Source organism: Bradyrhizobium sp. YR681 (assembly GCF_000282615.1).
GTDB lineage: Bacteria > Pseudomonadota > Alphaproteobacteria > Rhizobiales > Xanthobacteraceae > Bradyrhizobium.
The window spans coordinates 46531-70276 of the sequence record NZ_AKIY01000017.1; the positions used below are offsets into that span (position 1 = coordinate 46531).

Genomic DNA, 23746 nt, shown 5'->3' on the forward strand with positions numbered 1-23746 from the left:
GGAGTTCTCATGTCGACCATTGCTGCGGCCCCGGCCGCCGAGTCCAAGCCGCTCTATACCTCGCTGTTCGTCCAGGTCCTCGCTGCGCTGTTGCTTGGCGTCATCCTTGGAATGGCCGTTCCGGACTTCGCCATCGGCCTCAAGATCCTCAGCGACGCCTTCCTGAAGCTGATCTCGATGATCGTGGCGCCGATCGTGTTCTGCGTCGTCGTGCACGGCATTGCCGGCGCTGGCGACCTCAAGAAGGTCGGCCGGGTCGGCGTCAAGGCGCTGCTCTATTTCGAGGTCATGACGACGGTCGCGCTCGTGGTCGGCCTGCTGCTCGCCTATCTGTTCGGCCCAGGCCACGGCATGAACATCGATCCCTCGACGCTGGATGCCAAGGCGCTCAACACCTACGCCGACAACGCCCACAAGCTGTCCGGCGGCGGCATCGGCGCCTTCCTGATGAATGTGATCCCGACCACCTCCTTCGATGCGCTCTCGCGCAACGACGTGCTCCAGGTGCTGTTCTTCGCGGTCCTGTTCGGCGTCGGCCTCGCACTCGTCGGCGGCGAGAAGGGGGCGCTCGTCACCAACATGATCGACGCGGCCTCGACCGTGCTGTTTCGCGTCATGGGGCTCATCGTTCGCGTCGCCCCGCTTGGCGTGCTCGGTGCGGTCGCCTACACCGTCGGCAAATACGGCGTCGGCTCGCTGAAACAGCTCGTCTCGCTGGTGATGCTGTTCTACGTCTCGGTCGGCATCTTCGTGCTTGGCGTGCTCGGCGGCGTGATGGCGCTCGCCGGCATCAACATCCTCAAATTCCTCGCCTACCTGCGCGAGGAGCTCACCATCGTGCTCGCGACCGCGTCCTCGGATGCCGTGCTGCCCCAGATTATGAAAAAGCTGGAGCGCATGGGCGTGAAGGATTCCGTCGTCGGACTCGTGATTCCGACCGGCTATTCCTTCAACCTCGACGCCTTCTCGATCTACCTCACACTTGCCGTCGTCTTCATCGCACAGGCCACCAACACGCCACTCTCCTTCGGCGATCTCCTTCTGGTGCTCGGCGTCTCCCTGATCACCTCAAAGGGCGCGCACGGCGTGCCGGGCTCGGCCATCGTGATCCTGGCCGCGACGCTCAATGCGGTGCCGAGCATCCCGGCGATCGGCCTCGTGCTGGTGCTCTCGGTCGACTGGTTCATCGGCATGGCCCGCGCACTCGGCAACCTCGTCGGCAACTGCGTGGCAACGGTCGTCGTGGCTGCCTGGGAAGGCGATCTCGACCGCGCCAAGGCGGCCAAGGTGCTCGAAGGCGGCGAGCTCGTGGACGTGACCGCGGGCTAGCGCCCGTCATCCCAACGGAGGAGCGGCGTTCCGTACGCCCTCCCCCAGACGGACAGGAAGCGGGGAAACCAGGAGTGCGCCACCGCGCCCTTGTAGGCCCAGGTGCGATATTTCAGACCCCGCTCGGAGATCAGTTCCTGATAGCCGCCGTGGATCTCCGTCGCGGTCCGGATGTCCTTCAATATGCCCTGCGCGCAGGCCCGGTAGGTATCGCCTCCCGAGAATTCATCGAAGTCGAGCATGCGATCGGCAAACTCGACGTTGAATGTCGGCCAGGAGGACCGCCCCTGATAGGCCGGCGCCGCGATCTTGTGGATCATCTTGTTGCGGGGATTATCCGCTGACACCAGGAAGTGGAACGTGCTGGGGATACGAAAGCGCGGCTCGGCAAGGATCAGATCGGTTGTGGCAGCGAACAGCGCACGCTCGCTCACATCGCTCATATCCCAGAAGCCGCGATGCACGCTGACGAAATCCAGCGCCACCGATGAGGCCGGCGAGCTGGCCGGACCATCCAGGGAGTGCCTGATATAGCCACCCTTGCCGAACAGGCGGAGCAGGTCCCTCTTGTATTGCACCAGATCACGCCCGAGCAGCCGCTTCAGCTCGCTCTCGCTGACGATCCCGAGCTGCACACCCCACACGAAGGTCGTGTAGACGCAGGCGTTGGTGACAAAACGCCGGCGCTCGGCGCGGGTGTCCGTTGCCGCAGAACGAGGCCCGTTCGCATCGCACAGCAAATATCGGCTGCCGTCAGCATCAAATGACTCAAGCTCGCTTGCGAGCTTCAGGATCGCGCGCTTCAGATCGCCGCTGTATTCGGCCAGCAACAGGTGGCCTGCATGCGCGCACTGCGACATCGCCAGGTAGGATGACGCCCGCTCCCCGGCAGAAATCATCTGCTGGAGACCGGCGAGAATGCCGAGCAGCGTATCCGAGGGCCGCGAGAAATAGTTGACGCCGAGATACCGGCCGCGCCCCGCCGGAACGATGGTGGTCGTGACGACGTCGGCGCGAACCGCCTCCAGCAACAGGCGGACACTCCTTTCGAGCAGGCGCGCCCGCCGCACCGCGTCCTGCGCATCCATGATGGTTTCGGAGTCGAGAACATCAGGGTAGAACCAGGCGAAGTCTCGCGGGTAATAGGCGGAGGCGTGCGGGGCCCCCGTGACGAGGAAAGCTTCGGTCACCGAAAACGCGCTGTCCATCGAGTGCCGGTAGAGGTCCTCGATGGCCGAGAACGAATGCTTCGATTGCCTCAGGAACCGATCACCGAGAAAATTGACCGCCTGAAGCACGTTGGCGACGAAGGTCGCAGCGCCGCCCTGGTAGAACCGGTTTCCGCGATGTGATCGCAAGGACATATCACTGTTCATGTGCGCTTGACGTCTCGTGATCCCGGCGATGGCCGGTCACCATTCCAAGCATGGCTGATTCGTGTCTCGCCTCGATGACGTGCGAACTCCTGACGATCCGTTCGGGCCGGCCTATCCCTGCCGCGGCTTAAAGTTCTCGATCACCCGCAGCAGCACGCGCGCTCCGGCGTCGGCATCTGCCGGCTCGACATGCTCATCCGGATGATGACTGATGCCGCCGCGACAGCGGACGAAGATCATGCCGACGTCGGCGATGTCGATCATCGCCATGCCGTCATGCCCGGCTCCGCTCGGCAGCTCGAACACGGAAAAGCCCTCCGCGGCGATTGCCTGCGCGATCTGGCCCTTCAGCCAGGACGCGCAAGGCGCGGTGCGGTTTTCATGGGTGACGTCGAGCTGGAGCGCCAGTTGCCGGCGTTTTGCGATCGCCTCGATCTGCCTGACGATGTCGGCCACCGCGCGCTTGCGATGCATGTCGGTCGGCGCTCGCATGTCGATGGTGAAGGACACCTCACCCGGAATGACGTTGGTCGCGCCGGGCCGCGCCTGGATATAGCCGACGGTGCCGACCAGGCCAGCCTCGTCGGTCCGGCAGAACTGCTCGATCGCGCCGATGCATTCGGCCGCACCCGTGAGCGCGTCACGGCGCAGCGCCATCGGCACCGTGCCGGCGTGACCGGCCATGCCGGTCAGCCGTGCGGCAAGCCGCGTCGCGCCGGCAATCGCGGTGACGACGCCGACGGGGAGGTTCTGCGCTTCCAGCACCGGCCCCTGCTCGATGTGCAGTTCGAGATAAGCGAGCAGCTCGCGCCGGGTCCGCGCGGCCGCGCCAATATGATCGGGATCGAGGCCGAACGTGACGAGCGCATCGCTCATCGAGACGCCGTCGCGGTCGCGCGTGTTGAGAAGGCTCTCGTCAAAGGTGCCGGCCACGGCGCGGCTGCCCAGCAGCGTGGACGCGAAACGCACGCCCTCTTCATCGGCAAAGCCGATGACCTCGACCGCAAACGGCAGACGCTTGCCACGACGGTTGAGATCGGCGACGCAGGCAATCGCCGTGATGACGCCCAGCGGGCCGTCCCATTTGCCGGCATCGCGCACGGTGTCGTAATGCGAGCCCAGCATCAGGCAGGGTGAACCCGGCCGCTCGCCTTCATACCGGCCGCAAACATTGCCGATCGCATCGAGATGCGCGCTCATGCCGGCATCGCGCATCCAGGTCAGGATGAGGTCCGCGGCCGTGCGCAGCTCCTTGCTGAGATAGATGCGAGTGAGCTTTTCGGGGTCTTCCGAGATCGCGCCGAGCTCGTTGATGCGGCGAACGATCTCCTTGCCGAGCGATGCATCGTGAACGGCGTTACCAGCACCCATCTCGGCGAGCTTTCCATCTTCGAGGGACCACAGCGGCGGCGGCCCTGACGACAATCGATACAAGTTCGGTGCCAGCAAGATCGTGCAGCCGGCACCGCCCCAATCCGCGCGTGGTTAGCATGAATGTGCCTTGCCGGCAGACCGTTCGGGCCCGGTCATGCACACCCTGAAGCGGGTTTGGATTGCTCAACTCAATTGCATACAACGATTAGATAGTGCTTATAAATTAGCCTGCCGCTTTCCTCGCCAGCATCGAGTATCGAGATATAGTCTATATATTTCAGTCTCTTATATCAAAATGCATGATCGGTAATCTCTGGCACGAAGCTTGCGACAACTTGTTCCGGGCTCCGCCAGACCGGCGCAGCCGCGAGATTAAGGCGGTGCATCCGCCAAGGGAGCGAGCAATGGATTTTGGCAGGATTTCACGACGGCATTTGTTGCAAGGCGGCGCGGCCCTCACCCTCGGCGCGGCCGCCGGTGCCCGCCCGGCCTTCGCGGCCGACACCACCATCGGCTTCATCTATGTCGGCTCGCGCGATGACTACGGCTACAATCAGGCCCATGCGCAGGGCGCAGCGGCCCTGAAGAAGATTCCCGGACTGAAGGTCGTCGAGGAAGAGAAGGTGCCGGAGACCGACGCGGTCGAAAAGACGATCGAGTCCATGATCAATCTCGACGGCGCCACCCTGCTCTTCCCGACCTCGTTCGGCTACTACAACCCGCACATGATCAAGATGGCCAACAAGTTCCCGAAGCTGCGCTTCGAGCACTGCGGCGGCCTCTGGAGCGACAAGGACCCGAAGAACGCCGGCAGCTATTTCGGTTACATTGACGAAGCCCAATATATCTCCGGCATCGTCGCCGGTTACACCTCGAAGACCGGCAAGCTCGGCTTCGTCGCGGCAAAGCCGATCCCGCAGGTGCTGCGAAACATCAACGCCTTCGCGCTCGGCGCCAAGCTCGCAAATCCCAAGGCGACGACGCAAGTCATCTTCACCGGCGACTGGTCGATGCCGGTCAAGGAAGCCGAGGCGACCAACAGCCTGATCGACCAGGGTGTCGACGTGCTCACCTGCCACGTCGACGGCCCCAAGACCATGGTCGAGAACGCTGCGCGCCGCGGCGCAATGGTCTGCGGCTATCACGTCAACCAGTCGCCGCTGGCGCCGAAGGCGTATCTCACCGGCGCCGAGTGGAATTGGGAAGCGCTCTATCCGAAGTTCGTCAAGATGATCGCCGCCGGCGAAATCATTCCGAACTTCTATCGCGGCGGCCTCAAGGAAGAGATCGTGAAGACCTCGCCCTATGGCGAAGCTGTCTCCGCCGAGGCACGCAAGCATGCCGACGAGGTCAAGGCAAAATTCCTGTCGGCCGAAGGCTACGCCATCTTCAAGGGCGGACAGGTCGACAACAAGGGCAAGACCGTCATCCCGGCCGGCACCGATCGGGGCCAGAAGGATCCCGAGCTCGAGAAGATGGACTACCTCGTCGAAGGCGTGATCGGAGCGACTTCGTGACGACGGAAGCGGCGGATTCCACTGAAGCGGTCGGGACGATTGCCCCGGCCGCCGATCCCGGCTTCCTCCAGCGCCACGGCGCGACAATTGAATACATCCTGATCCCGGGCGCGGCGCTGGCCGGCGCGCTCGCGGTGTTCGGCATCTTCGTGGCGATGTTCGGCAAGAACCCGCTCGATCTCTACTTTTATATGTACTACGGCGCCTTCGGCACCTGGTTCTCCTGGCAGAACACGCTGACGCGCGCGGCGCCCCTGGTCCTCACTGCGCTCTGCACGGCGCTACCCGCACAGCTCGGCATGGTGATCATCGGCGGCGAAGGCGCGCTGCTGATCGGCGCGCTGTCGGCGACCAGCGCCGCGCTCGCGCTTCAGGGCCTGCCGCCGCTGGTCGTGCAGATCGCCATGGTCATCGCCGGCGTGACCGGCGGCGGCCTGTGGATCATGCTCTCGGGCGCGCTGCGGCAGTACCGCGGCGTCAATGAGACCATCTCGAGCCTGCTGCTGGTCTATATCGCGCTCGCGATCCTCAATCATCTCGTCGAGGGGATGATGCGCGACCCCGCCAGCCTCAACAAGCCGTCGACCCGCGAGATCGGCGCCGCCAACATGATCGGCTCCATCCCCGGCACCGACGTGCATTGGGGCCTCGTCTTCGGCCTCGTCGCCGCGATCGCCGCCTACATCCTGATCTATCACACCGTGTTCGGCTTTGCCGCGCGCGTGGCCGGCGGCAACATCCGCGCCGCCAAAATCGTCGGCCTCGGCGTCAGCAAGCTGATCCTGACCATCTGCTTCCTCGCCGGCGGCGCCGCGGGCCTTGCCGGCATGGTCGAGGTCGCCGCCGTGCAGGGACGCACCAACGCCAACCTCGCCGCGGGCTATGGCTTCACCGGCATTCTCGTTGCGTTCCTCGCGCGGCAGAATCCGCTTGCCATCATCCCGGTCGCGATCCTGCTCGGCGGCATCAGCGCCAGCGGCGGCCTGCTGCAGCGCCGGCTCGGATTGCCCGATGCGTCCGTGCTCGTGCTGCAAGGCATCATCTTCGTCTTCGTGCTGGCCAGCGATGCTCTCTATGGCCGCATCGGATTTCTGAAAGGCAAGTCCTGATGGCAGACGGATCGATCGGACTCTGGACCGTCCCGCTCGCCGTGCTCGGCGGCGCCATTCGCGTCTCAACACCATTCCTGTTCGTGAGCCTCGGCGAATGCATCACCGAGCGCTCCGGCCGCATCAATCTCGGCCTCGAAGGCACGCTGGTGATGGGCGCGATGAGCGCCTATGGCATCTCCTATCTTTCCGGCTCGCCCTGGCTCGGCGTCCTCGCAGCCGGCATCACCGGCGCACTGCTCGGGGCGCTGCATGCGGGCATCTGTTCGTTGCCGCGCGTCAACGACGTCGCGGTCGGCATCGCCTTGATGCTGTTCGGCACGGGACTCGCCTTCTATCTCGGCAAGCCGCTGATCGAGCCCACCGCGCCCCGCCTGCCTGCGATCGATTTCGGCTGGTGGAGCGACGTCCCGCAGGTGCGCGCCGCGTTGCGGGTCAATGTCCTCTTCCTGATCGGCGTCGCGCTTGCGCCGATCCTCTATTGGGCCTTCCGCACCACGCGCTGGGGCCTCCTGATCCGCACCGCCGGCGAAAGTTCGGATGCCGCGCGTGCGATGGGTCATTCCGTGCTGCTGATCCGCCTGCGCGCGACCATGGTTGGCGGCTTCCTCGCCGGCATCGGCGGCTCGTTCCTGTCGCTGTTCTATCCCGGCAGCTGGAACGAGGGCCTGTCCTCGGGCCAGGGCATCACCGCCGTCGCGCTCGTGATCTTCGCGCGCTGGGATCCCTTGCTCTGCCTGTGGGCCTCGCTCGCCTTCGGCGGCGCCGCAGCACTCGGACCTGCGCTGCAATCGGTCGGCGTCACCTCCGGCTATCACCTCTTCAACGCCGCGCCCTACATCCTGACGCTGGCGATCATGATCATCACCTGCTCGCCGAAGCGAACGCTCACCGGCGCGCCCGCCGAACTCTCGATCACACGGTAACACGCGACACGCAAAGAGGTCGTCCATGCCCGAGCGCTACATTAAGTCCGAGCCCTATGCCTGGCCTTACAACGGCGATCTCCGCCCCGAGAATACCGCGCTTGTTATCATCGACATGCAGACCGATTTCTGCGGGATCGGCGGCTATGTCGACAAGATGGGCTATGACCTCTCGCTGACGCGGGCGCCGATCGAGCCGATCAGGAAGCTGCTCGCAGCGATGCGCGCACAAGGCTTCCACATCATCCATACCCGCGAAGGCCATCGCCCCGATCTCTCCGACCTGCCCGCCAACAAGCGCTGGCGCTCGCGCCAGATCGGCGCCGGCATCGGCGATCCCGGCCCCTGCGGCCGCATCCTGGTGCGCGGCGAGCCCGGCTGGGACATCATCGAGGAGCTGGCGCCGCTGCCGGGTGAACCGATCATCGACAAGCCTGGCAAGGGCTCGTTCTGCGCCACCGATCTCGAACTGATCCTGCGCGTGCGCGGCATCGAGAACATCGTGCTCACCGGCATCACCACCGACGTCTGCGTCCACACCACCATGCGCGAGGCCAATGACCGCGGCTTCGAATGCGTGCTGCTGCACGATTGCTGCGGCGCGACCGACAAGAGCAACCACGAGCACGCGCTGAAGATGATCAAGATGCAGGGCGGCGTGTTCGGGGCTGTCTCGACCTCCGACGCCTTCATCGGAGCGATTTCGTGATCATCGGCGAGACGCCCCCACCCTCAGGCGCGTTCGGCGTCGACGCCATCGCCATGACGATGCGCTTCGGCGACTTCCTGGCGCTGGACAATGTCGAGCTGAAGGTGCGGCCAGGCTCATTCCACGCGCTGCTCGGCGAGAACGGCGCCGGCAAGTCGACGCTCGTCAAATGCATCATGGGTTACTACCACGCGACCGAAGGCGACATCATCGTCGGCGGCCGCGAGCAGGCGATTGCCAACCCGAAGGACGCCCACGCGCTCGGCCTCGGCATGGTCTATCAGCATTTTACGCTGGTGCCGGCCATGACGGTCGCGGAAAATCTCGTGCTGGCGCGCGATGACGTTCCGGCCGTGGTGAATTGGCCGAAGGAGATGAAGGAGCTCGAGTCCTTCCTGGCGCGCATGCCGTTCAAGGTGCCGCTCTCCGCAAAAGTCTCCGACATCTCCGCCGGCGAACGGCAGAAATGCGAGATCCTCAAGCAGCTCTATCTGAAGCGCCGCTTCCTGATTCTGGACGAGCCGACCTCGGTGCTGACGCCGGCAGAGGCCGACGAGGTGCTCGGCATGCTCCGCGACATGGTCGTGAAGGGCGAGCTGACCATTTTGATGATCACGCACAAGTTCCGCGAGGTCATGGCCTTCGCCGACGACGTCACCATCCTGCGCCGCGGCAAGCTCGCCGGAGCCGGCAAGGTGTCCGAACTCACGCCCGATGCGATGGCGCGCACCATGATCGGCGCCGAGGAACTCACTGTGCAGCCACCGCGCACCGGCGAAGCCGGCAAGGCGCGGCTGGAACTGGAAAAGGTCCGTGCACTCGATGACGCAGGCGCGGTCGCCGTGCACAACGTTTCGCTGACCGTGCGCGCCGGCGAGATCGTCGGCATCGCCGGTGTCTCCGGCAATGGCCAGCGGCAGCTCGTCGAAGTCCTGGCCGGCCAGCGCGATGCCGAGGGCGGAGAAATCCGCGTCGCAGGCGATCCCTACCACGCCAGCCGCGAGGAGATGCGGCGCCACAAGATGTCGCTGCTGCCGGAGGAGCCGCTGAAGAATGCCTGCGTCGGCGGCATGAGCGTTGCCGACAACATCGCCTTCCGCGAATTCGACCGCGCGCCCTTTGCGAGCGGCGGCTGGTGGCTCAACCGCGGCGCCTTCCGCGACGACGCCAGGAAGAAGATCGGCCAGTACAAGATCAAGACCCGCACGCCGGACACGCCGATCTCGGCGCTCTCGGGCGGCAACGTGCAGCGCGCCGTGCTCGCCCGCGAGCTTGCGGGCGACGTCGAGGTATTGATCGCGGCCAATCCCTGCTTCGGCCTCGACTTCGCGGCCGTCGCCCAGATCCACGCCGAGATCATGGCCGCGCGCAACCGCGGCGCGGCCGTGCTGCTGGTCAGCGAGGACCTCGACGAACTGCTCGAACTGTCCGACCGGCTGGTGGTGATGTTCCACGGCGAATTCGTGTATGAAGCACGGACCAGCGAAGCCGACCTCACCGTGGTCGGCCGTCACATGGCGGGGCACTGACCCGCGGAGGAGCGATGAGCGGTACAGCCGTACGTGACGAGCAGTTTTTGCGCCTGTCCTTCGCGGTCGCCCGCCGCTCGCTCACCCATGGCAATCATCCGTTCGGCTGCATCGTCGTGGATGCGAACGGCAAGGTCCTGATCGAGGCCGAGAACGGCTACATGCCGGACCATGACGGCACTGCGCATGCCGAACGCCTCGCGGCCACACAGGCCTGCCGCACGCTCAGCCGCGAGATACTGGCGACAGCGACGCTCTATTCCTCGGCAGAACCCTGCGCGATGTGCGCGGGCGCGATCTACTGGGCCGGCATCGGCCGCGTGGTCTACGGCCTCAGCGAGCACCGCCTGCGCGGCGTCACCGGCAACCATCCGGAGAACCCCACGCTCGATCTGCCCTGCCGCGTGGTGTTTGGCAGCGGCCAGCGGCCGACCGACGTTGTGGGGCCGCTGCTGGAAGACGAAGCGGAGGCTCTCCACGACGGCGTCTGGGCAAAGTAGGCGCTTCCACAAACTCCGAACCGTAGGGTGGGTTAGCTGTGCAGATGCGCAAAGCGCGTCTGCAGGGCGTAACCCACCAATTCCGCATCTACGGAAATAGACAGTGGTGGATTACGCCTTCGGCTAATCCACCCTACGCACCAGCGTTTCAAAAACGGAATGGCGCCGCGCATCTCTGCGCGACGCCATTCGAACCTTGGAGATCGTCAGCCGATCAGAACTTCACGGTCACGCCACCGTAAACCGTGGACTCGGTGCAGCTCTTGGTGCTCTGGCCCGTCGCCGCGACCGTGCAGACGCCAGCCATCGCGTTGTGGTCGAGGCCGAACTTGTTCTGCCAGTAGCGATAGGCAACCCAGAGGTCGACGAAGTGCGAGTACTTGTCACCCCAGACCGCCTTCGAGGCATCGAAGGTCAGGCGGATCGGTTCGCTGTTCAACTCGGTCTTGGACTTGGTGCTGAAGATGCCGGTGCCGGACAGCGCAGGCAGGCCGTTCGAGTCGCCCTTCGGGCCATACCAGCCGGCGCGGCCGCTGATCGACCAGAACTGCATGTTCGGCGGCAGGAAGCCGAGGTCCATGTAGTAGTTGATTTCGACGGCCCAGGTCGGCTTGTAGCTGACATTGCCGTCCGAGTTACAGGTCACGCCCGGAACGCCCGGTCCGAACAGGCCGCACTGCGTGAAGGCGTTGTGGTTCAGGAACTCGTAGTACATCAACGGCGCGACGTTGAAGTAGCCCTTGTAGGGAAGGTCGAAAGCGAACTGCAGACCGGCGACGACATCGCGCTTGGCGGGCGCGAGGAAGTTGTTCTCGGTATTGGCGTCCATACCGACTTCGAACGAGATGTTGTGCAGCGGCCCCATGGTGAAGGCCTTGGTGTTGAAGATCTCGTTCCAGCCGAAGGTCGAGCGGAACAGGCCGTAGATCTCGGTCGCGCCGGCGCAATCGGCGGCGCCGCCGGTGATGGTCACGCCCGGCGCGGTGCAGGGCGAAGCGGGATCGTTCTTGCCCGACTTGAACATCGAGATGGTGAAGAAGTTGGTGCCGTAGGCCCAGAGGTCGAAGTGGGTGAAGGAGTAGACCTGCTTGGCAGTGGTGCCGTTGATGCTGCCGTCCGGACGGGTGCTCCACATGCCGGGATCGGTGCCTTTGGGCATCCAGGAGAATGACACGCGGTTGTCGATCACCAGGAAGAACGGGAGGTCGGCCGCCTTCTTGGCAGCCTTGACCGGCAGATCCGCCGCCTGGGCCAGACCACTTGTGGCGAGCGTAGCAAGAGACAGCGCCGCGGCTGCAATTGCCTTGAAACGAAACGACATCCTGATACCCCCAAGTTTGGACAAAAAATGAACGTCCCTTGGGTGCGACACTTGCGCCGATCTCCCGGGGTGAGAAGCCTCAACTTTTTTCAAGGCATGCCGCATGTTTCGGCAGGCATCGACATGTCCTCGCGGAATTTTGAGGGTTTTTGCGCTTCGCCATGGCGTGCATGCGGCTTCGCAACATCAGTCCTTGCCTGACATTCCCGTTTGATTTCGTTTGTCTTTTGTAACGAACCAGCGGGCCAGGGACGCCGATCGGCCGCGATGATGATCTCGATCCGAAATTGCATACGCGAGCTGGCGCGTTTTTGCTCAACTTCACGTCAAGCCTGCACGGTAGGTTCCGATTTGGATTGAATCGTCACAATTTTGCAACAGGCTCTCCTTGCAGGAGAGGACGTCAAAAGCGCTCCCCAATTCCGCTTGAGCCAATCAGCGCCCGATGCGGGCTGCGACTCGCCGGGCCCTGCCGCCTGCCGAAGCGTTGAGCAAGGGATGACGCTTTTTCACACCTTACGCGGCGGTTCAAACTAGCCCAGTATTGAGGCACTTCACCCCATGCAAGCACATCAGCGAATGTTAGATCCGACGCCTAACGGCCTGCATTCCGGCGAGTCCCCGCTGCTTCAGACGCTCGGGCTCACCAAGCGCTATGGCGATTTCCTCGCCAACGATTCCATCGACATCGACATCTGGCCGAAGGAAATCCACGCGCTGCTGGGCGAGAACGGCGCCGGCAAGTCGACGCTGGTCAAGTCGATCTACGGGCTGATCCAGCCCAGCGCCGGCGAAATCCGCTGGCAGGGCGGGCGGATTATGCTGTCGGGCCCATCGGAAGCGCGCAGCCGCGGCATCGGCATGGTGTTTCAGCATTTCTCGCTGTTCGACAATCTCACCGTCGCCGAGAACGTCGCGCTCGGCCTTGATGGCAAGGAATCCTTCAAGGACATGTCGGCGCGGCTGGAGCAGGTGTCGAAGACCTATGGTCTGCCGCTCGATCCCAAGCGCGAGGTCTGGCAATTGTCGGTCGGCGAGCGCCAGCGCATCGAGATCGTCCGCGCACTGATGCAGGACCCGAAATTCCTGATCCTCGACGAGCCCACCGCCGTGCTGACGCCGCAGGAAGCCGATCAGCTCTTCATCGTGCTGGAGCGGCTCAAGGCCGAAGGCCGCGCCATCCTCTACATCAGCCACAAGCTCGAGGAGGTGAAGCGGCTCTGCGACACCGCAACGATCCTGCGCGGCGGCAAGAAGGTCGATACCTGCAATCCCCGCCTCGAGACGGCCGCCTCGCTGGCGCGCATGATGGTCGGCGGCGAGATCAAGGAAGTAAAAGCAGCGGCCGGCCGGAAGACCACCGTGCCACGGCTCGTCGTCAACGATCTCTCGCTTGCGCCTGCCGAGGCCCACGGCGTCAGGCTCGAGCACATCTCGTTCGAACTCAAAGGCGGCGAGATCCTCGGCATCGCCGGTGTCGCCGGCAATGGCCAGGACGAGCTGTTCGCCGCCCTCTCCGGCGAGCGCCTGTCCAAGGACCCCGGCACGGTGGTGATCGAGGGCATCGCCGCCGGCCATCTCTCGATCACGCAGCGACGTAAACTGGGCGCCGCTTTCGTGCCCGAGGAGCGGCTTGGCCACGGCACCGCACCGCGCATGAAGCTGTCGGAAAACGCGCTGCTGACCGGCCACGCCGCCAGCGGCATGGTCAACCATGGCTTCATCGACACCGCGGCCACGCTGAAGACCGTCGACCGCGCGACCGAAACCTTCGACGTCCGCAAGGCCAAGCGCGATCCGGAGGCGGCCTCCCTCTCCGGCGGCAATCTGCAAAAATTCATCGTCGGCCGCGAAATCCTGCGCAATCCCGCGGTGCTGGTGGTGAGCCAGCCGACCTGGGGCGTCGATGCGGGCGCTGCCGCCGTGATTCGCCAGGCGCTGCTCGATCTCGCCACCGCCGGCGCCGCCGTCCTCGTCACCAGCCAGGATCTCGACGAGCTCGCGGAGATCGCCGACCGCATCGCCGTGATGTTCCACGGCCATCTCTCGGCGCCGCTCGCAACCGTTGATGCGAGCCGCGAGAAGCTCGGCCTTCTCATGGGTGGCAGCAGCCTCGAGCCGAAGGAGGCCGCGCATGCAGTTGGTGCTTGAGAAGCGCGCCGAGCGTTCCAACACGATCGCACTGGTCTCGCCGCTGATCGCGATTGGGCTCACGATCGTCACCATGACCATCCTGTTCGCGATCCTCGGCAAGAATCCCCTGCTCGCGCTGCATGCCTATTTTATCGCACCGCTCACCGACAGCTATTCGCTCCAGGAGATCGCGGTGAAGGCGACGCCGCTGGTGATGATCGCGATCGGCCTGTCGCTCTGCTATCTCGCCAATGCCTGGAACATCGGCGCCGAAGGACAATTCCTGATCGGCGCGGTCGCCGGAAGCTGGATCGCGGTAAAGACCCAAGGCACCGATGCCGGCGCCTGGGTGCTGCCGGCGATGTTCGTGCTCGCAGCCGCCGCGGGCGCGCTCTATGCGCTGATCCCGGCGATCTGCAAGGTGAAGTTCGGCGCCAGCGAGATCCTGACCAGCCTGATGCTGGTCTATGTCGCCGATCTCTTCCTCGACTATCTTGTGCGCGGTCCCTGGCGCGATCCGCAAGGCTTCAACTTCCCGACCACGGCCGAATTCGATCCGGTCGCGACGGTACCGCTGCTGATCGAAGGCGGCCGGCTGCATCTCGGCTCGATCATCGCCCTGCTCGTCGTCGCAGCAGCAGCAATCCTGCTCGGACGGACCATCAAAGGCTTCGAGATCCGCGTGGTCGGCGCAGCGCCCCGTGCGGCGCGGTTCGGCGGCTTCAACGCCAACCAGTTGATCATCCTGACCTTCGCCGTCTCCGGTGCGCTCGCGGGCCTTGCCGGCATCATCGAGGTCGCGGGTCCCGTCGGACATCTCCAGCCCGGCATCTCGCCGGGCTACGGATTCACCGCCATCATCGTCGCCTTCCTCGGCCGGCTGAACCCGCTTGGAATATTAATTGCAGGCCTTTTTCTCGCACTGACCTTTATCGGCGGCGAGCAGGCGCAGATCGCGATGAAGATCCCGTTGGATGTCACCAAGGTGTTTCAGGGCATTCTGTTGTTCTACGTGCTCGCCTGCGATTCCCTCATTCTCTACCGCTTCAAGCTGGTGTTCCCGAACCGACAGGTGGCCAGTGGAACTCATTGAAGCGATCATCCTCGCAGTCCTCGCGGCCTCGACGCCGCTGCTGATCGCAGCGACCGGCGAACTCGTGACCGAGCGCTCCGGCGTGCTCAATCTCGGCGTCGAGGGTATGATGATCGTCGGCGCGGCCTGCGGTTTTGGCGGCGCGTGGCTCACCGGCTCGATCTTCATCGGCGCGCTGTTCGGCATCGTCGCGGGCGCGCTGATGTCGCTGGTGTTCGCGCTGATGGCGCTCGGGCTCGCCGTCAATCAGGTTGCGACGGGTCTGGCCCTGACCATTCTCGGCATCGGGCTCTCCGGGCTGATCGGTGCCGGCTTCGTCGGCGAACGCATCACGCCGGCCGTGCATCTCTATATTCCAGGCCTTACCGACATGCCGCTGATCGGCCGCGTGCTGTTCGGCGAGGACGCTTTCGTCTACTTCTCCATCGCACTCATCATGAGCGTCTGGTGGTTCCTGTATCGCACGCGCGCGGGACTGATCTTGCGCGCCTGCGGCGACAATCACGTCTCCGCGCACGCGCTCGGCTATCCCGTGCTGCGCATCCGCACCCTCGCCGTGATGTTCGGCGGCGCCTGCGCCGGCCTTGCAGGTGCTTACCTGCCGCTCGCCTATACGCCGTTCTTTATTCCCGGCATGACGGCCGGACGCGGCTGGATCGCGCTGGCACTGGTGGTGTTCTCGTCGTGGCGGCCGGGCCGCCTCGTCGTTGGCGCTTATCTGTTCGGCGCGGTGACGATCCTGCAATTGCACGCGCAGGGCTGGGGGGTCGGCATTCCCTCGCAATTCATGTCGGCGCTGCCTTACCTCGCAACCGTCATCGTGCTGGTCCTGCTCTCCCGCGCGCGCACCGGTGGCTCGACCGCACCGGCCGCGCTCGGCACCGTGTTCGTGCCTGACCGCTAACGTTTCATTTCCGCGGCGTGCGCGATGGGGCGCGGACGTTGCGGATCGTGGCTTTCCCCTGATGTTTGGAGATTGATGATGAGGAAATCAGTTCTTGCACTCGCTGCCGGGCTTTTGCTCGCCGGCAGCGTCAGTGCAGCCTCCGCCGCCGACAAGCTGAAAGTCGGCTTCATCTATTTGGGTCCGATCGGAGATCTCGGCTGGACCTACCAGCACGACCTCGGCCGGCAAGCGCTGGTCAAGGAATTGGGCGACAAGATCGAGACCACCTATCTCGAGAACGTCCCCGAAGGCCCCGACGCCGAGCGCGCCATCGAGCAGCTCGTCCGAGCCGGCAACAAGCTGATCTTCACGACCTCGTTCGGCTACATGGATCCGACGCTGAAGGTCGCCAAGAAATATCCGAACGTGCATTTCGAGCACTCGACCGGCTACAAGCGCGACAAGAACATGTCGACCTATTCGGCCAAATGGTATCAGGGCCGTTACATCCAGGGCCTGATCGCTGCCAAGATGTCGAAGTCCGGCGTGCTCGGCTATATCGGCTCGTTCCCGATTCCCGAGGTCGTCTCAGGCATCAACGCGACGATCCTGGCGGCGCAGACCATCAACCCGAACATCAAGGTCAAGATCATCTGGGCCAACACCTGGTTCGACCCGGGCAAGGAAGCCGATGCCGCCAAGGCGCTGATCGACCAGGGCGCCGACGTGATTATGCAGCACACGGATTCGCCCGCCGCGATGCAGATTGCCAGCGAACGCGGCAAGTTCGCCTTCGGTCAGGATTCCGAGATGATCAAGTTCGGCCCGAAGACCCAGCTCACCTCGATCCTCGACACCTGGGGCCCGTACTACATCGAGCGCGTCAAGGCCGAGCTCGCCGGCACCTGGAAGTCCGAGGACACCTGGGGCGGCCTCGACAGCCACATGTTCGCGATGGCGCCGTACACCAACATGCCTGACGACGTGAAAAAGCTGGCCGAGGATGCCCAGGCCGCGATCACCGCCGGCAAGCTGCACCCGTTCAAGTGCCCGGTCATTGGGCAGGACGGCAAGGAGGTCGAGTGCAAGGGCGGCGCCAACCTCGCCGACGGCCAGATTCTCGGTATGAATTTCTACGTCAAGGGCATCGACGACAAGCTGCCGGGCAAGTAGCACGCTTCTTGCATTGCCTAAATCACCTGCTCCTCCCGGAACAGGTTCGGAGGGGGTGGCCAGAAGCACCCGGCACTTGTGGTCGCCCCCTCTTTCTATTCTTGCTGGCTCATCCCGCCTGCATGGCCCGCGCCGCGGAACTGTGGCGCCGGATGAGGTCGGCGACATCCAGTCCCGGGATCGCGCCGTCGACTACGGCCCATTTTCCCGCCACCATCACCCGATCGGCCCGGTGCGCCCCGCACAGCACCAGCGCGGCCAGCGCATCGCCATGGCCGGAGAAGCGCAGCTCGTCGAGCTTGAACAGCGCGAGGTCGGCCGCCTTGCCGACGGCGATCTCGCCGAGTTCCGGCCGGCCGACGCAGGCCGCCGAGCCCTTGGTGGCCCAGCGCAGCGCGTCCTTGTGGCTGACCTTCGTCACCCCATAGCGCGCCCGTTGCAGCAGGAAGGCGGCCCGCACCTCCTGCATCAGGTTCGATCCGTCATTCGACGCCGACCCGTCGACGCCGAGCCCGATCCCGACACCGGCCTCCTCCATCTCGCACACCGGGCAGCAACCCGACGCGAGAATCTGATTGCTGCACGCACAATGGCTGATGGTCGTTTTCGCCTTGCCGAGCCGTTTCATCTCGTCGGGATTGAAGAAGATGCCGTGGGCGAGCCAGGTCCGCGCGTTGAGCCAGCCGGATTGTTCGAGATAGTCGAGCGGACGGCAGCCGTACATCTGCTGGCAGAACTTGTTCTCGTCCTCGGTCTCGGCGAGATGGGTGTGCAGGCGCACGTCGAGCTTGTCGGCGAGGTCGGCGGTGGCGCGCATCAGCGATGTCGTCACCGAGAACGGCGAGCACGGCGCCAGCGCGATCTGCACCATCGCATCCGCTCCGCGCTGGTGATATTTCGACACCACCCGCGCGCTGTCGGCAAGGATCGTATCCTCGTCCTGCACGACGCTGTCAGGCGGCAGGCCGCCGTCGCGCTGCGACAGGTTCATCGAACCGCGCGTCAGCAACACGCGCACGCCGAGCCGCTGTGCGACGTCGACCTCGATATCGACGGACTCTTCCAGCCCTGCCGGGAAGACGTAGTGATGATCCGTCGTCGTGGTGCAGCCCGAGAGCAGCAGCTCGGACATTGCCACGGTAACACCGAGCCGCAGCCGCTCCGGCGTCAGCTTGGCCCAGACCGGATAGAGCGCCTGAAGCCAGGGGAACAGCTCGCGGTCCATCGCCGCCGGCAGCGCGCGGGTCAGCGTCTGGTAGAAATGATGATGGGTGTTGATCAGACCCGGCAGCACGACATGCCCGCCCGCGTCGAACACCGCAACGTCAGGGGTTGCAGGCGTGCCGCCAGCCGGCACCAGCTCGACGATCCGGCCGTCTTTCACAACCATCCCGCGCTCGGCAGCATCGGCGAGGATGGCGAGGGGATCCCTGATCCAGATCGGCTTTGCGTCACTCATGACTTCTCCTCACATCCGCTGAAGGCAGGCCTGCAAGGCGGACGCCAGTCCGATCACCTGCATACCACGACTTGTTTGTTGCGACTTGGCTCCGGTCTTGCAAGACTCATCTGCACGATTCACCGGGCGGAAGCTTTTGGCGCAGCCATGGATTTGAATACCATCACGACGGTGGCCCATCCGCAAACGCGCGCGCAGCTGCCTGCCTGGACGGCAGGTGATGCTTGGCTTGCAGGCGGCACCTGGCTGTTCTCGGAGCCACAGGTCCATCTGAAGCGGCTGATCGATCTCACCGATCTGAAGTGGCCCGCGCTGACGATCACAGACAGCCACCTCTCCGTCGCCGCCACCTGCACTGTCGCGCAGCTCGACGGTCTCGCCTGCCCGCCCGACTGGCTCGCAGCGCCGCTGATCGGCCAGTGCTGCCGGGCCTTCCTCGCCTCGTTCAAGATCTGGAAGACGGCCACGGTCGGCGGCAATCTCTGCATGTCGCTGCCGGCGGGACCGATGATCTCGCTCACCGCAGCGCTCGACGGCGTCTGCACCATCTGGAAGGCAGGCGGCGGCGAACAGACGATACCCGTCGTCGACTTCGTCACCGGCAACCAGCGCAACCGCCTGACGCAAGGCGACCTGATCCGGCAGATCGATATCCCGATTGCGGCACTGAAGCGCCGCACGGCGTTTCGCCAGATATCGCTCGCACCGGTCGGCCGCTCGGCGGCGCTGCTGATCGGCAGCTTCGATAGTGACGGCACTCTGGCGCTGACGGTCACCGCATCGACGGTGCGGCCGATCCGGCTGTCCTTTTCCAAGGTGCCGGACGCGGGCACGCTTCGCGATGCGATCGCGCAGCAGATCACCGACGACCTCTACCACACCGACATCCACGGCAAGCCGTTCTGGCGCAAGCACATGACGCTGCGGCTCGCCGAGGAGATTCGCAGCGAACTCCTGGGGGCACCCCCGACATGAGTTTTGAGATCAACGGCAAGCCGTTTTCGCAAGAGCCGCGCGCGGGGCAATGCCTGCGCACGTTCCTGCGCGAGCTCGGCCATTTCGGCGTCAAGAAGGGCTGCGACGCCGGCGATTGCGGCGCCTGCACCGTGCTGATCGACGGTGAGCCCGTGCACAGTTGCCTGATCCCGGCGTTCCGCGCCGAGGGGCGCACCGTGACAACGATCGAAGGCCTTGGCGGCGATCACGGCACACATCCGATGCAGCAGGCCTTCCTCGACGCGCAGGGCTTTCAATGCGGCTTCTGCACCGCCGGCATGATCCTGACCTGCGCCTCGCTGAACCAGGCGCAGCGCACCGATCTCGGCACAGCGCTGAAGGGCAACATCTGCCGCTGCACCGGCTATCGCGCGATCGAGGACGCGATCCTCGGAAAAAACAATGTCGAGGAGAGCGTCGAGCCCGGCGCCGCGTTCGGCCGCAGCCTGCCGGCGCCCGCGGGTCCCGATGTCGTGCGCGGCAAGGCGCGCTACACGTTCGACGCTGCCATCGACGGCCTGCTGCATATCAAGCTGCTGCGCTCGCCGCATGCTCACGCGAGGATCGTCGCGATCGATAGCTCGGACGCGCTGAGCGTTCCCGGCGTGCACGCGGTGCTGACGCACGAGGATGCGCCGTCGCTCCTGATCTCGACCGCGCGGCACGAGAAGGACTGGATGGATCCCGAGGACACCCGCATCCTCGACGACGTCGTCCGCTTCATCGGCCAGAAGGTCGCCGCCGTCGTCGCAGACAGCGAGGCCGCCGCCGAGGAGGCGTGCCGGCGACTGAAGGTCGACTACGAGATCCTGCCGGCGCTGATCGATCCGGAGAACGCGATGGCGCCGGGCGCGCCGGTCCTTCATCCTGACCGCACACCTGCGAACCGGATCGCCGATCCGCAGCGCAATCTCGCCGCGGAGACGCATGGCGAGTACGGCGATGTCGCAGCGGCGCTGGCGACGTCTGCCGTGACCTATGAGGCCACCTTCCACAGTCATCGCGTGCAGCACGCGGCGCTGGAGACCCATGGCGGCCTCGCCTGGCTCGATGAGGCGGGTGTGCTCAACGTCCGGACCTCGACGCAGGTGCCGTTCCTGACCCGGCGCGCGCTGTCGGATATCTTCCAGCTCCCGATGGACAAGGTCCGGGTGTTCTGCGAGCGCGTCGGCGGCGGCTTTGGCGGCAAGCAGGAGATGTTCGTCGAGGACATCCTGGCGCTCGCCGCGCTCCGGACCGGACGTCCGGTGAAGCTGGAGCTCACGCGCGAGGAGCAGTTCATCGCGACCTCGACACGGCACCCGATGCGGGTCCACATTAGGGCCGGCGCCGATGCGGACGGCAAGCTCACCGCACTCCAGCTCGACGTGCTCTCCAACACCGGCGCTTACGGCAATCACGCCGGCCCGGTGATGTTCCACTCGCTGTCGGAGTCCATCGCCGTCTACAACTGCCCCAACAAGCGGGTCGACGGCTACGCTGTCTACACCAACACGGTGCCATCGGGCGCGTTTCGCGGCTACGGCCTGCCGCAGACGCTGATCGCGGTGGAGGCCGCAATCGACGAGCTGGCAAAACAGCTCGGCATCAGCCCTTACGACATGCGCAGGCTGAACATCGTCAAGCCGGGCGATCCCATGCTGTCGCCGCCGCCGTCCGAATTTCACGACGTGCTCTACGGTTCCTACGGGCTCGACCAGTGCCTCGACCTCGTCGAGCGTGCGATGCAGGCGGATGGCCCGCAGCCGGGCCTGTCGCCGGAATGGCTGATCGGCGACGGCGTCGCGTTGACCATGATCGACACGGTGCCGCCGGCAGGCCACATCGCGGATGCGATGATCGCGCTCAACCGCGACGGCGGCTTCGATCTCACCGTCGGCACCGCCGAGTTCGGCAACGGCACCAGCACGGTGCACCGGCAGATCGCCGCGACCACACTCGCGACCACCGTCGACCGCATCCGCCTGCGCCAGTCCGACACCGCCCATGGCGGCCACGACACCGGCGCCTATGGCAGTGCCGGCACCTTCGTCGCCGGCAAGGCGACGCATGCAGCCGCGATGCAGCTCGCGGCGGATCTGAAGGCGGCGGCGGCGGACGCCTGGCTTTGCAACACCGAGAGCTGCACGCTCGACGACGAGGCCGTCGTCAGCGGCGTGCGGCGGATGTCCTTCGTCGAGCTGGCGAAGCTCGGGCGCGAGCGCGGCCAGCCGTTCGCAAGCACCGGCAATTCCGGGGGCACGCCGCGCTCGGTCGGCTTCAACGTGCAAGGCTTTCGCGTCGCCGTGAACAAGGGCACCGGCGAGCTGAAGATTCTCAGGAGCGTGCAGGCCGCGGACGCCGGCATCGTCGCCAATCCAATGCAGTGCCGCGGCCAGGTCGAGGGCGGTGTCGCGCAGGCGCTCGGGGCCGCTCTCTACGAGGAGATGGTGATCGACGCGACCGGCCGCGTCACCAATCCGAAATTCCGTGACTACCACCTGCCCTCCTTCGCCGACGTCCCGCACACCGAGGTCCTCTTCGCCGAGACGTCCGATACGATCGGTCCGCTCGGCGCCAAGTCGATGAGCGAGAGCCCGTACAATCCTGTGGCCGCCGCGCTCGGCAACGCGATCGCGGATGCCACCGGCATCCGCTTCACCGCACCACCCTTCAAGCCGGACCGGCTGTTTCCGGCACTGCACGACAAGTTCGGCTAGGCACATGGTTCGGGGGCTGCGTTCATGACCAGTGAAGTCCATCCCGTCGACGAGGTTTTGCCGGTCCCCCGCCTCCTGGCACTCGGGCTCCAGCATGTGCTGGTGATGTATGCCGGCGCGGTTGCGGTGCCGCTGATCATCGGGCGCGCGCTGAAGCTGCCGCCGGAGGACGTCGCCTTCCTGATCAGCGCCGATCTGTTCGCCTGCGGGCTTGCGACGCTGGTGCAATGCCTCGGCTTTCCCGGCGTCGGCATCCGCCTGCCGGTGATGATGGGCGTGACGTTTGCCTCGGTCGGCCCGATGCTGTCGATGGCGGCCGCGCCCGATATCGGCCTGCTCGGCATCTACGGCTCGGTGATTGCGGCCGGCCTGTTCGGCATCATCGTCGCACCGTTCGTCAGCCGGTTGCTGCCGTTGTTTCCACCCGTCGTCACCGGGACCATCATTCTCGTCATCGGCATCTCCCTGATGCGGGTCGGCATCAACTGGGCCGGCGGCGGATTGCCTACGCTGACGAAGGTGGTCGACGGCGTTCCCGGCAGCTTTCCCAATCCGGCCTATGGACAATTGCAGGGCCTCGGCATCTCGCTGTTCGTGCTGCTGTTCATCCTTGGCCTGATCAAATGGGGCACCGGCTTCCTCGCCAACGTCTCCGTGCTGCTCGGCATCATCGCCGGCGCCGTGCTCGCGACCGTTCTCGGTGTGATGCATTTCGACAAGGTCGGCGCCGCCTCGTGGGGCGCCATCGTGATCCCCTTCCGCTTCGGCATGCCGCAATTCCACCTGGTGCCTGTCATCACCATGTGCGTCGTCATGATCGTGGTGATGATCGAGTCGCTCGGCATGTTCCTCGCGCTCGGCGACATCACCGGCAAGGCCATCGATCGCGAAGCGCTGAGCCGCGGCTTGCGCGCTGACGGCGTCGGCACGCTGCTCGGCGGCATCTTCAACACCTTTCCCTACACCTCGTTCTCGCAGAATGTCGGCCTCGTCTCGGTGACCGGCGTGCGCTCGCGCTGGGTGACGATCGCGGGCGGCGGCATCATGCTGGTGCTCGGGCTGCTGCCGAAGCTCGCCGCGCTGGTCGAGGCGGTGCCGCTGGTGGTGCTCGGCGGCGCGGGCCTCGTGATGTTCGGCATGGTGGCGGCGACAGGTGCACGCATCCTTGCCTCGGTCGATTTTCGCACCAACCGCTACAATCTCTTCATCGTCGCGATCTCGATCGGATTCGGCCTGATCCCGCTCACCGCACCCGGCTTCTTCCGGAATCTGCCGCACGACCTCCAGCCGCTGCTCGAGTCCGGCATCCTGCTCTGCGCGATCGTCTCGGTGCTGCTCAATGCCTTCTTCAACGGCCTGAGCGGAGGTGCGACGGCCGAGGCCGACGCAGTGGCAGCCGCATCATCCGCGCAGCATGTCTAGCTGCCGCGATAGGTCGAATAGCTCCACGGCGTGACCAGCAGCGGCACATGGTAGTGGTTTTCCGGCTCGCTGATCGCGAAGCGCAGCGGGATCTCGTCGAGGAACGGCGGGTCGGACAGCGGCACGTTGCGCTCGCCGTAATATCTGGCGACGCTGAAGCGGAGCTCGTAGCGGCCGATCGGCAGCGGGCGGCCG

19 protein-coding genes are annotated in these 23746 nt (G+C 65.0%); 14 read left to right on the forward strand and 5 right to left on the reverse strand.

Annotation, left to right across the window (positions count from 1 at the left end):
- The first annotated feature begins 9 nt into the window (after positions 1-9).
- Complete coding sequence (locus PMI42_RS02495; RefSeq protein ID WP_008130269.1) at positions 10-1329, forward strand: dicarboxylate/amino acid:cation symporter; 1320 nt, start codon at positions 10-12, stop codon at positions 1327-1329.
- Here the strand turns inward: PMI42_RS02495 and PMI42_RS02500 are convergent.
- Together PMI42_RS02500 and PMI42_RS02505 are read right to left on the reverse strand one after the other, a co-directional pair.
- The gene (locus PMI42_RS02500; protein ID WP_008130272.1) at positions 1326-2705 is read right to left on the reverse strand and encodes a hypothetical protein; all 1380 of its coding nucleotides are present in this window, start codon (positions 2703-2705) and stop codon (positions 1326-1328) included. The genes PMI42_RS02495 and PMI42_RS02500 overlap by 4 nt on opposite strands.
- 111 nt (positions 2706-2816) lie before the next feature.
- Positions 2817-4076 carry an allantoate amidohydrolase gene (locus PMI42_RS02505; RefSeq protein WP_008130275.1) on the reverse strand — a complete coding sequence of 420 codons (1260 nt, stop codon included), beginning with the start codon at positions 4074-4076 and terminating at the stop codon, positions 2817-2819.
- Between the two features lie 407 nt (positions 4077-4483).
- Here PMI42_RS02505 and PMI42_RS02510 point away from each other — a divergent pair, with 407 nt between their 5' ends.
- Genes PMI42_RS02510 through PMI42_RS02535 form a run of 6 tightly spaced genes read left to right on the forward strand, consistent with a single transcriptional unit; the run spans position 4484 to position 10369 of the window.
- The gene (locus PMI42_RS02510) at positions 4484-5596 is read left to right on the forward strand and encodes a BMP family ABC transporter substrate-binding protein (protein WP_008130277.1); all 1113 of its coding nucleotides are present in this window, start codon (positions 4484-4486) and stop codon (positions 5594-5596) included.
- The gene (locus tag PMI42_RS02515; protein ID WP_008130279.1) at positions 5593-6705 is read left to right on the forward strand and encodes an ABC transporter permease; all 1113 of its coding nucleotides are present in this window, start codon (positions 5593-5595) and stop codon (positions 6703-6705) included. Before PMI42_RS02510 ends, PMI42_RS02515 begins: the two co-directional genes overlap by 4 nt.
- Positions 6705-7631 (forward strand): ABC transporter permease, encoded by a 927-nt coding sequence (locus tag PMI42_RS02520; RefSeq protein ID WP_008130281.1) that lies wholly within the window; start codon positions 6705-6707, stop codon positions 7629-7631. Before PMI42_RS02515 ends, PMI42_RS02520 begins: the two co-directional genes overlap by 1 nt.
- 25 nt (positions 7632-7656) lie before the next feature.
- Positions 7657-8340, forward strand: a complete 684-nt coding sequence (gene biuH, locus PMI42_RS02525; RefSeq protein WP_008130283.1) for a biuret amidohydrolase — start codon at positions 7657-7659, stop codon at positions 8338-8340.
- Positions 8337-9869 (forward strand): ABC transporter ATP-binding protein, encoded by a 1533-nt coding sequence (locus PMI42_RS02530; protein WP_008130286.1) that lies wholly within the window; start codon positions 8337-8339, stop codon positions 9867-9869. Before biuH ends, PMI42_RS02530 begins: the two co-directional genes overlap by 4 nt.
- A gap of 14 nt (positions 9870-9883) precedes the next feature.
- A complete protein-coding gene (locus PMI42_RS02535) occupies positions 9884-10369 on the forward strand; it encodes a nucleoside deaminase (RefSeq protein ID WP_008130287.1) in 486 nt (161 codons plus the stop codon).
- A gap of 214 nt (positions 10370-10583) precedes the next feature.
- On the opposite strand, the gene PMI42_RS02540 is transcribed toward PMI42_RS02535, so the two are convergent.
- The gene (locus PMI42_RS02540) at positions 10584-11690 is read right to left on the reverse strand and encodes a hypothetical protein (RefSeq protein ID WP_008130289.1); all 1107 of its coding nucleotides are present in this window, start codon (positions 11688-11690) and stop codon (positions 10584-10586) included.
- Positions 11691-12269: 579 nt separating this feature from the next.
- Here PMI42_RS02540 and PMI42_RS02545 point away from each other — a divergent pair.
- The 4 genes from PMI42_RS02545 to PMI42_RS02560 all read left to right on the forward strand — a co-directional run bounded on the left by PMI42_RS02545 (position 12270) and on the right by PMI42_RS02560 (position 16975).
- Entirely contained in the window at positions 12270-13841 is a 1572-nt protein-coding gene (locus PMI42_RS02545; protein ID WP_035964286.1) for an ABC transporter ATP-binding protein, read from the forward strand.
- Positions 13825-14916 (forward strand): ABC transporter permease, encoded by a 1092-nt coding sequence (locus PMI42_RS02550; protein ID WP_008130292.1) that lies wholly within the window; start codon positions 13825-13827, stop codon positions 14914-14916. The genes PMI42_RS02545 and PMI42_RS02550 overlap by 17 nt, the downstream gene beginning before the upstream one ends.
- Positions 14903-15820 (forward strand): ABC transporter permease, encoded by a 918-nt coding sequence (locus tag PMI42_RS02555; RefSeq protein ID WP_008130293.1) that lies wholly within the window; start codon positions 14903-14905, stop codon positions 15818-15820. The genes PMI42_RS02550 and PMI42_RS02555 overlap by 14 nt, the downstream gene beginning before the upstream one ends.
- A 78-nt stretch (positions 15821-15898) precedes the next feature.
- Positions 15899-16975 carry a BMP family ABC transporter substrate-binding protein gene (locus PMI42_RS02560; RefSeq protein WP_008130294.1) on the forward strand — a complete coding sequence of 359 codons (1077 nt, stop codon included), beginning with the start codon at positions 15899-15901 and terminating at the stop codon, positions 16973-16975.
- A 109-nt stretch (positions 16976-17084) separates the two neighbouring features.
- On the opposite strand, the gene PMI42_RS02565 is transcribed toward PMI42_RS02560, so the two are convergent.
- On the reverse strand, positions 17085-18434 hold the full coding sequence (locus PMI42_RS02565; RefSeq protein ID WP_008130295.1) for an 8-oxoguanine deaminase: 1350 nt from the start codon (positions 18432-18434) through the stop codon (positions 17085-17087).
- Positions 18435-18581: 147 nt separating this feature from the next.
- On the opposite strand from PMI42_RS02565, the gene PMI42_RS02570 reads away from it, so the two are divergent.
- The 3 genes from PMI42_RS02570 to PMI42_RS02580 are packed head-to-tail and all read left to right on the forward strand — an operon-like array spanning position 18582 to position 23551.
- The gene (locus PMI42_RS02570) at positions 18582-19409 is read left to right on the forward strand and encodes an FAD binding domain-containing protein (protein WP_008130297.1); all 828 of its coding nucleotides are present in this window, start codon (positions 18582-18584) and stop codon (positions 19407-19409) included.
- Positions 19406-22129, forward strand: a complete 2724-nt coding sequence (locus PMI42_RS02575) for a molybdopterin-dependent oxidoreductase (RefSeq protein WP_008130298.1) — start codon at positions 19406-19408, stop codon at positions 22127-22129. Before PMI42_RS02570 ends, PMI42_RS02575 begins: the two co-directional genes overlap by 4 nt.
- A 24-nt stretch (positions 22130-22153) precedes the next feature.
- Entirely contained in the window at positions 22154-23551 is a 1398-nt protein-coding gene (locus tag PMI42_RS02580) for a nucleobase:cation symporter-2 family protein (protein WP_008130299.1), read from the forward strand.
- Here PMI42_RS02580 and PMI42_RS02585 read toward each other — a convergent pair.
- On the reverse strand, positions 23548-23746 hold a 199-nt coding region (locus PMI42_RS02585), incomplete at its 5' end, for a hydroxyisourate hydrolase (protein ID WP_008130300.1). The genes PMI42_RS02580 and PMI42_RS02585 overlap by 4 nt on opposite strands.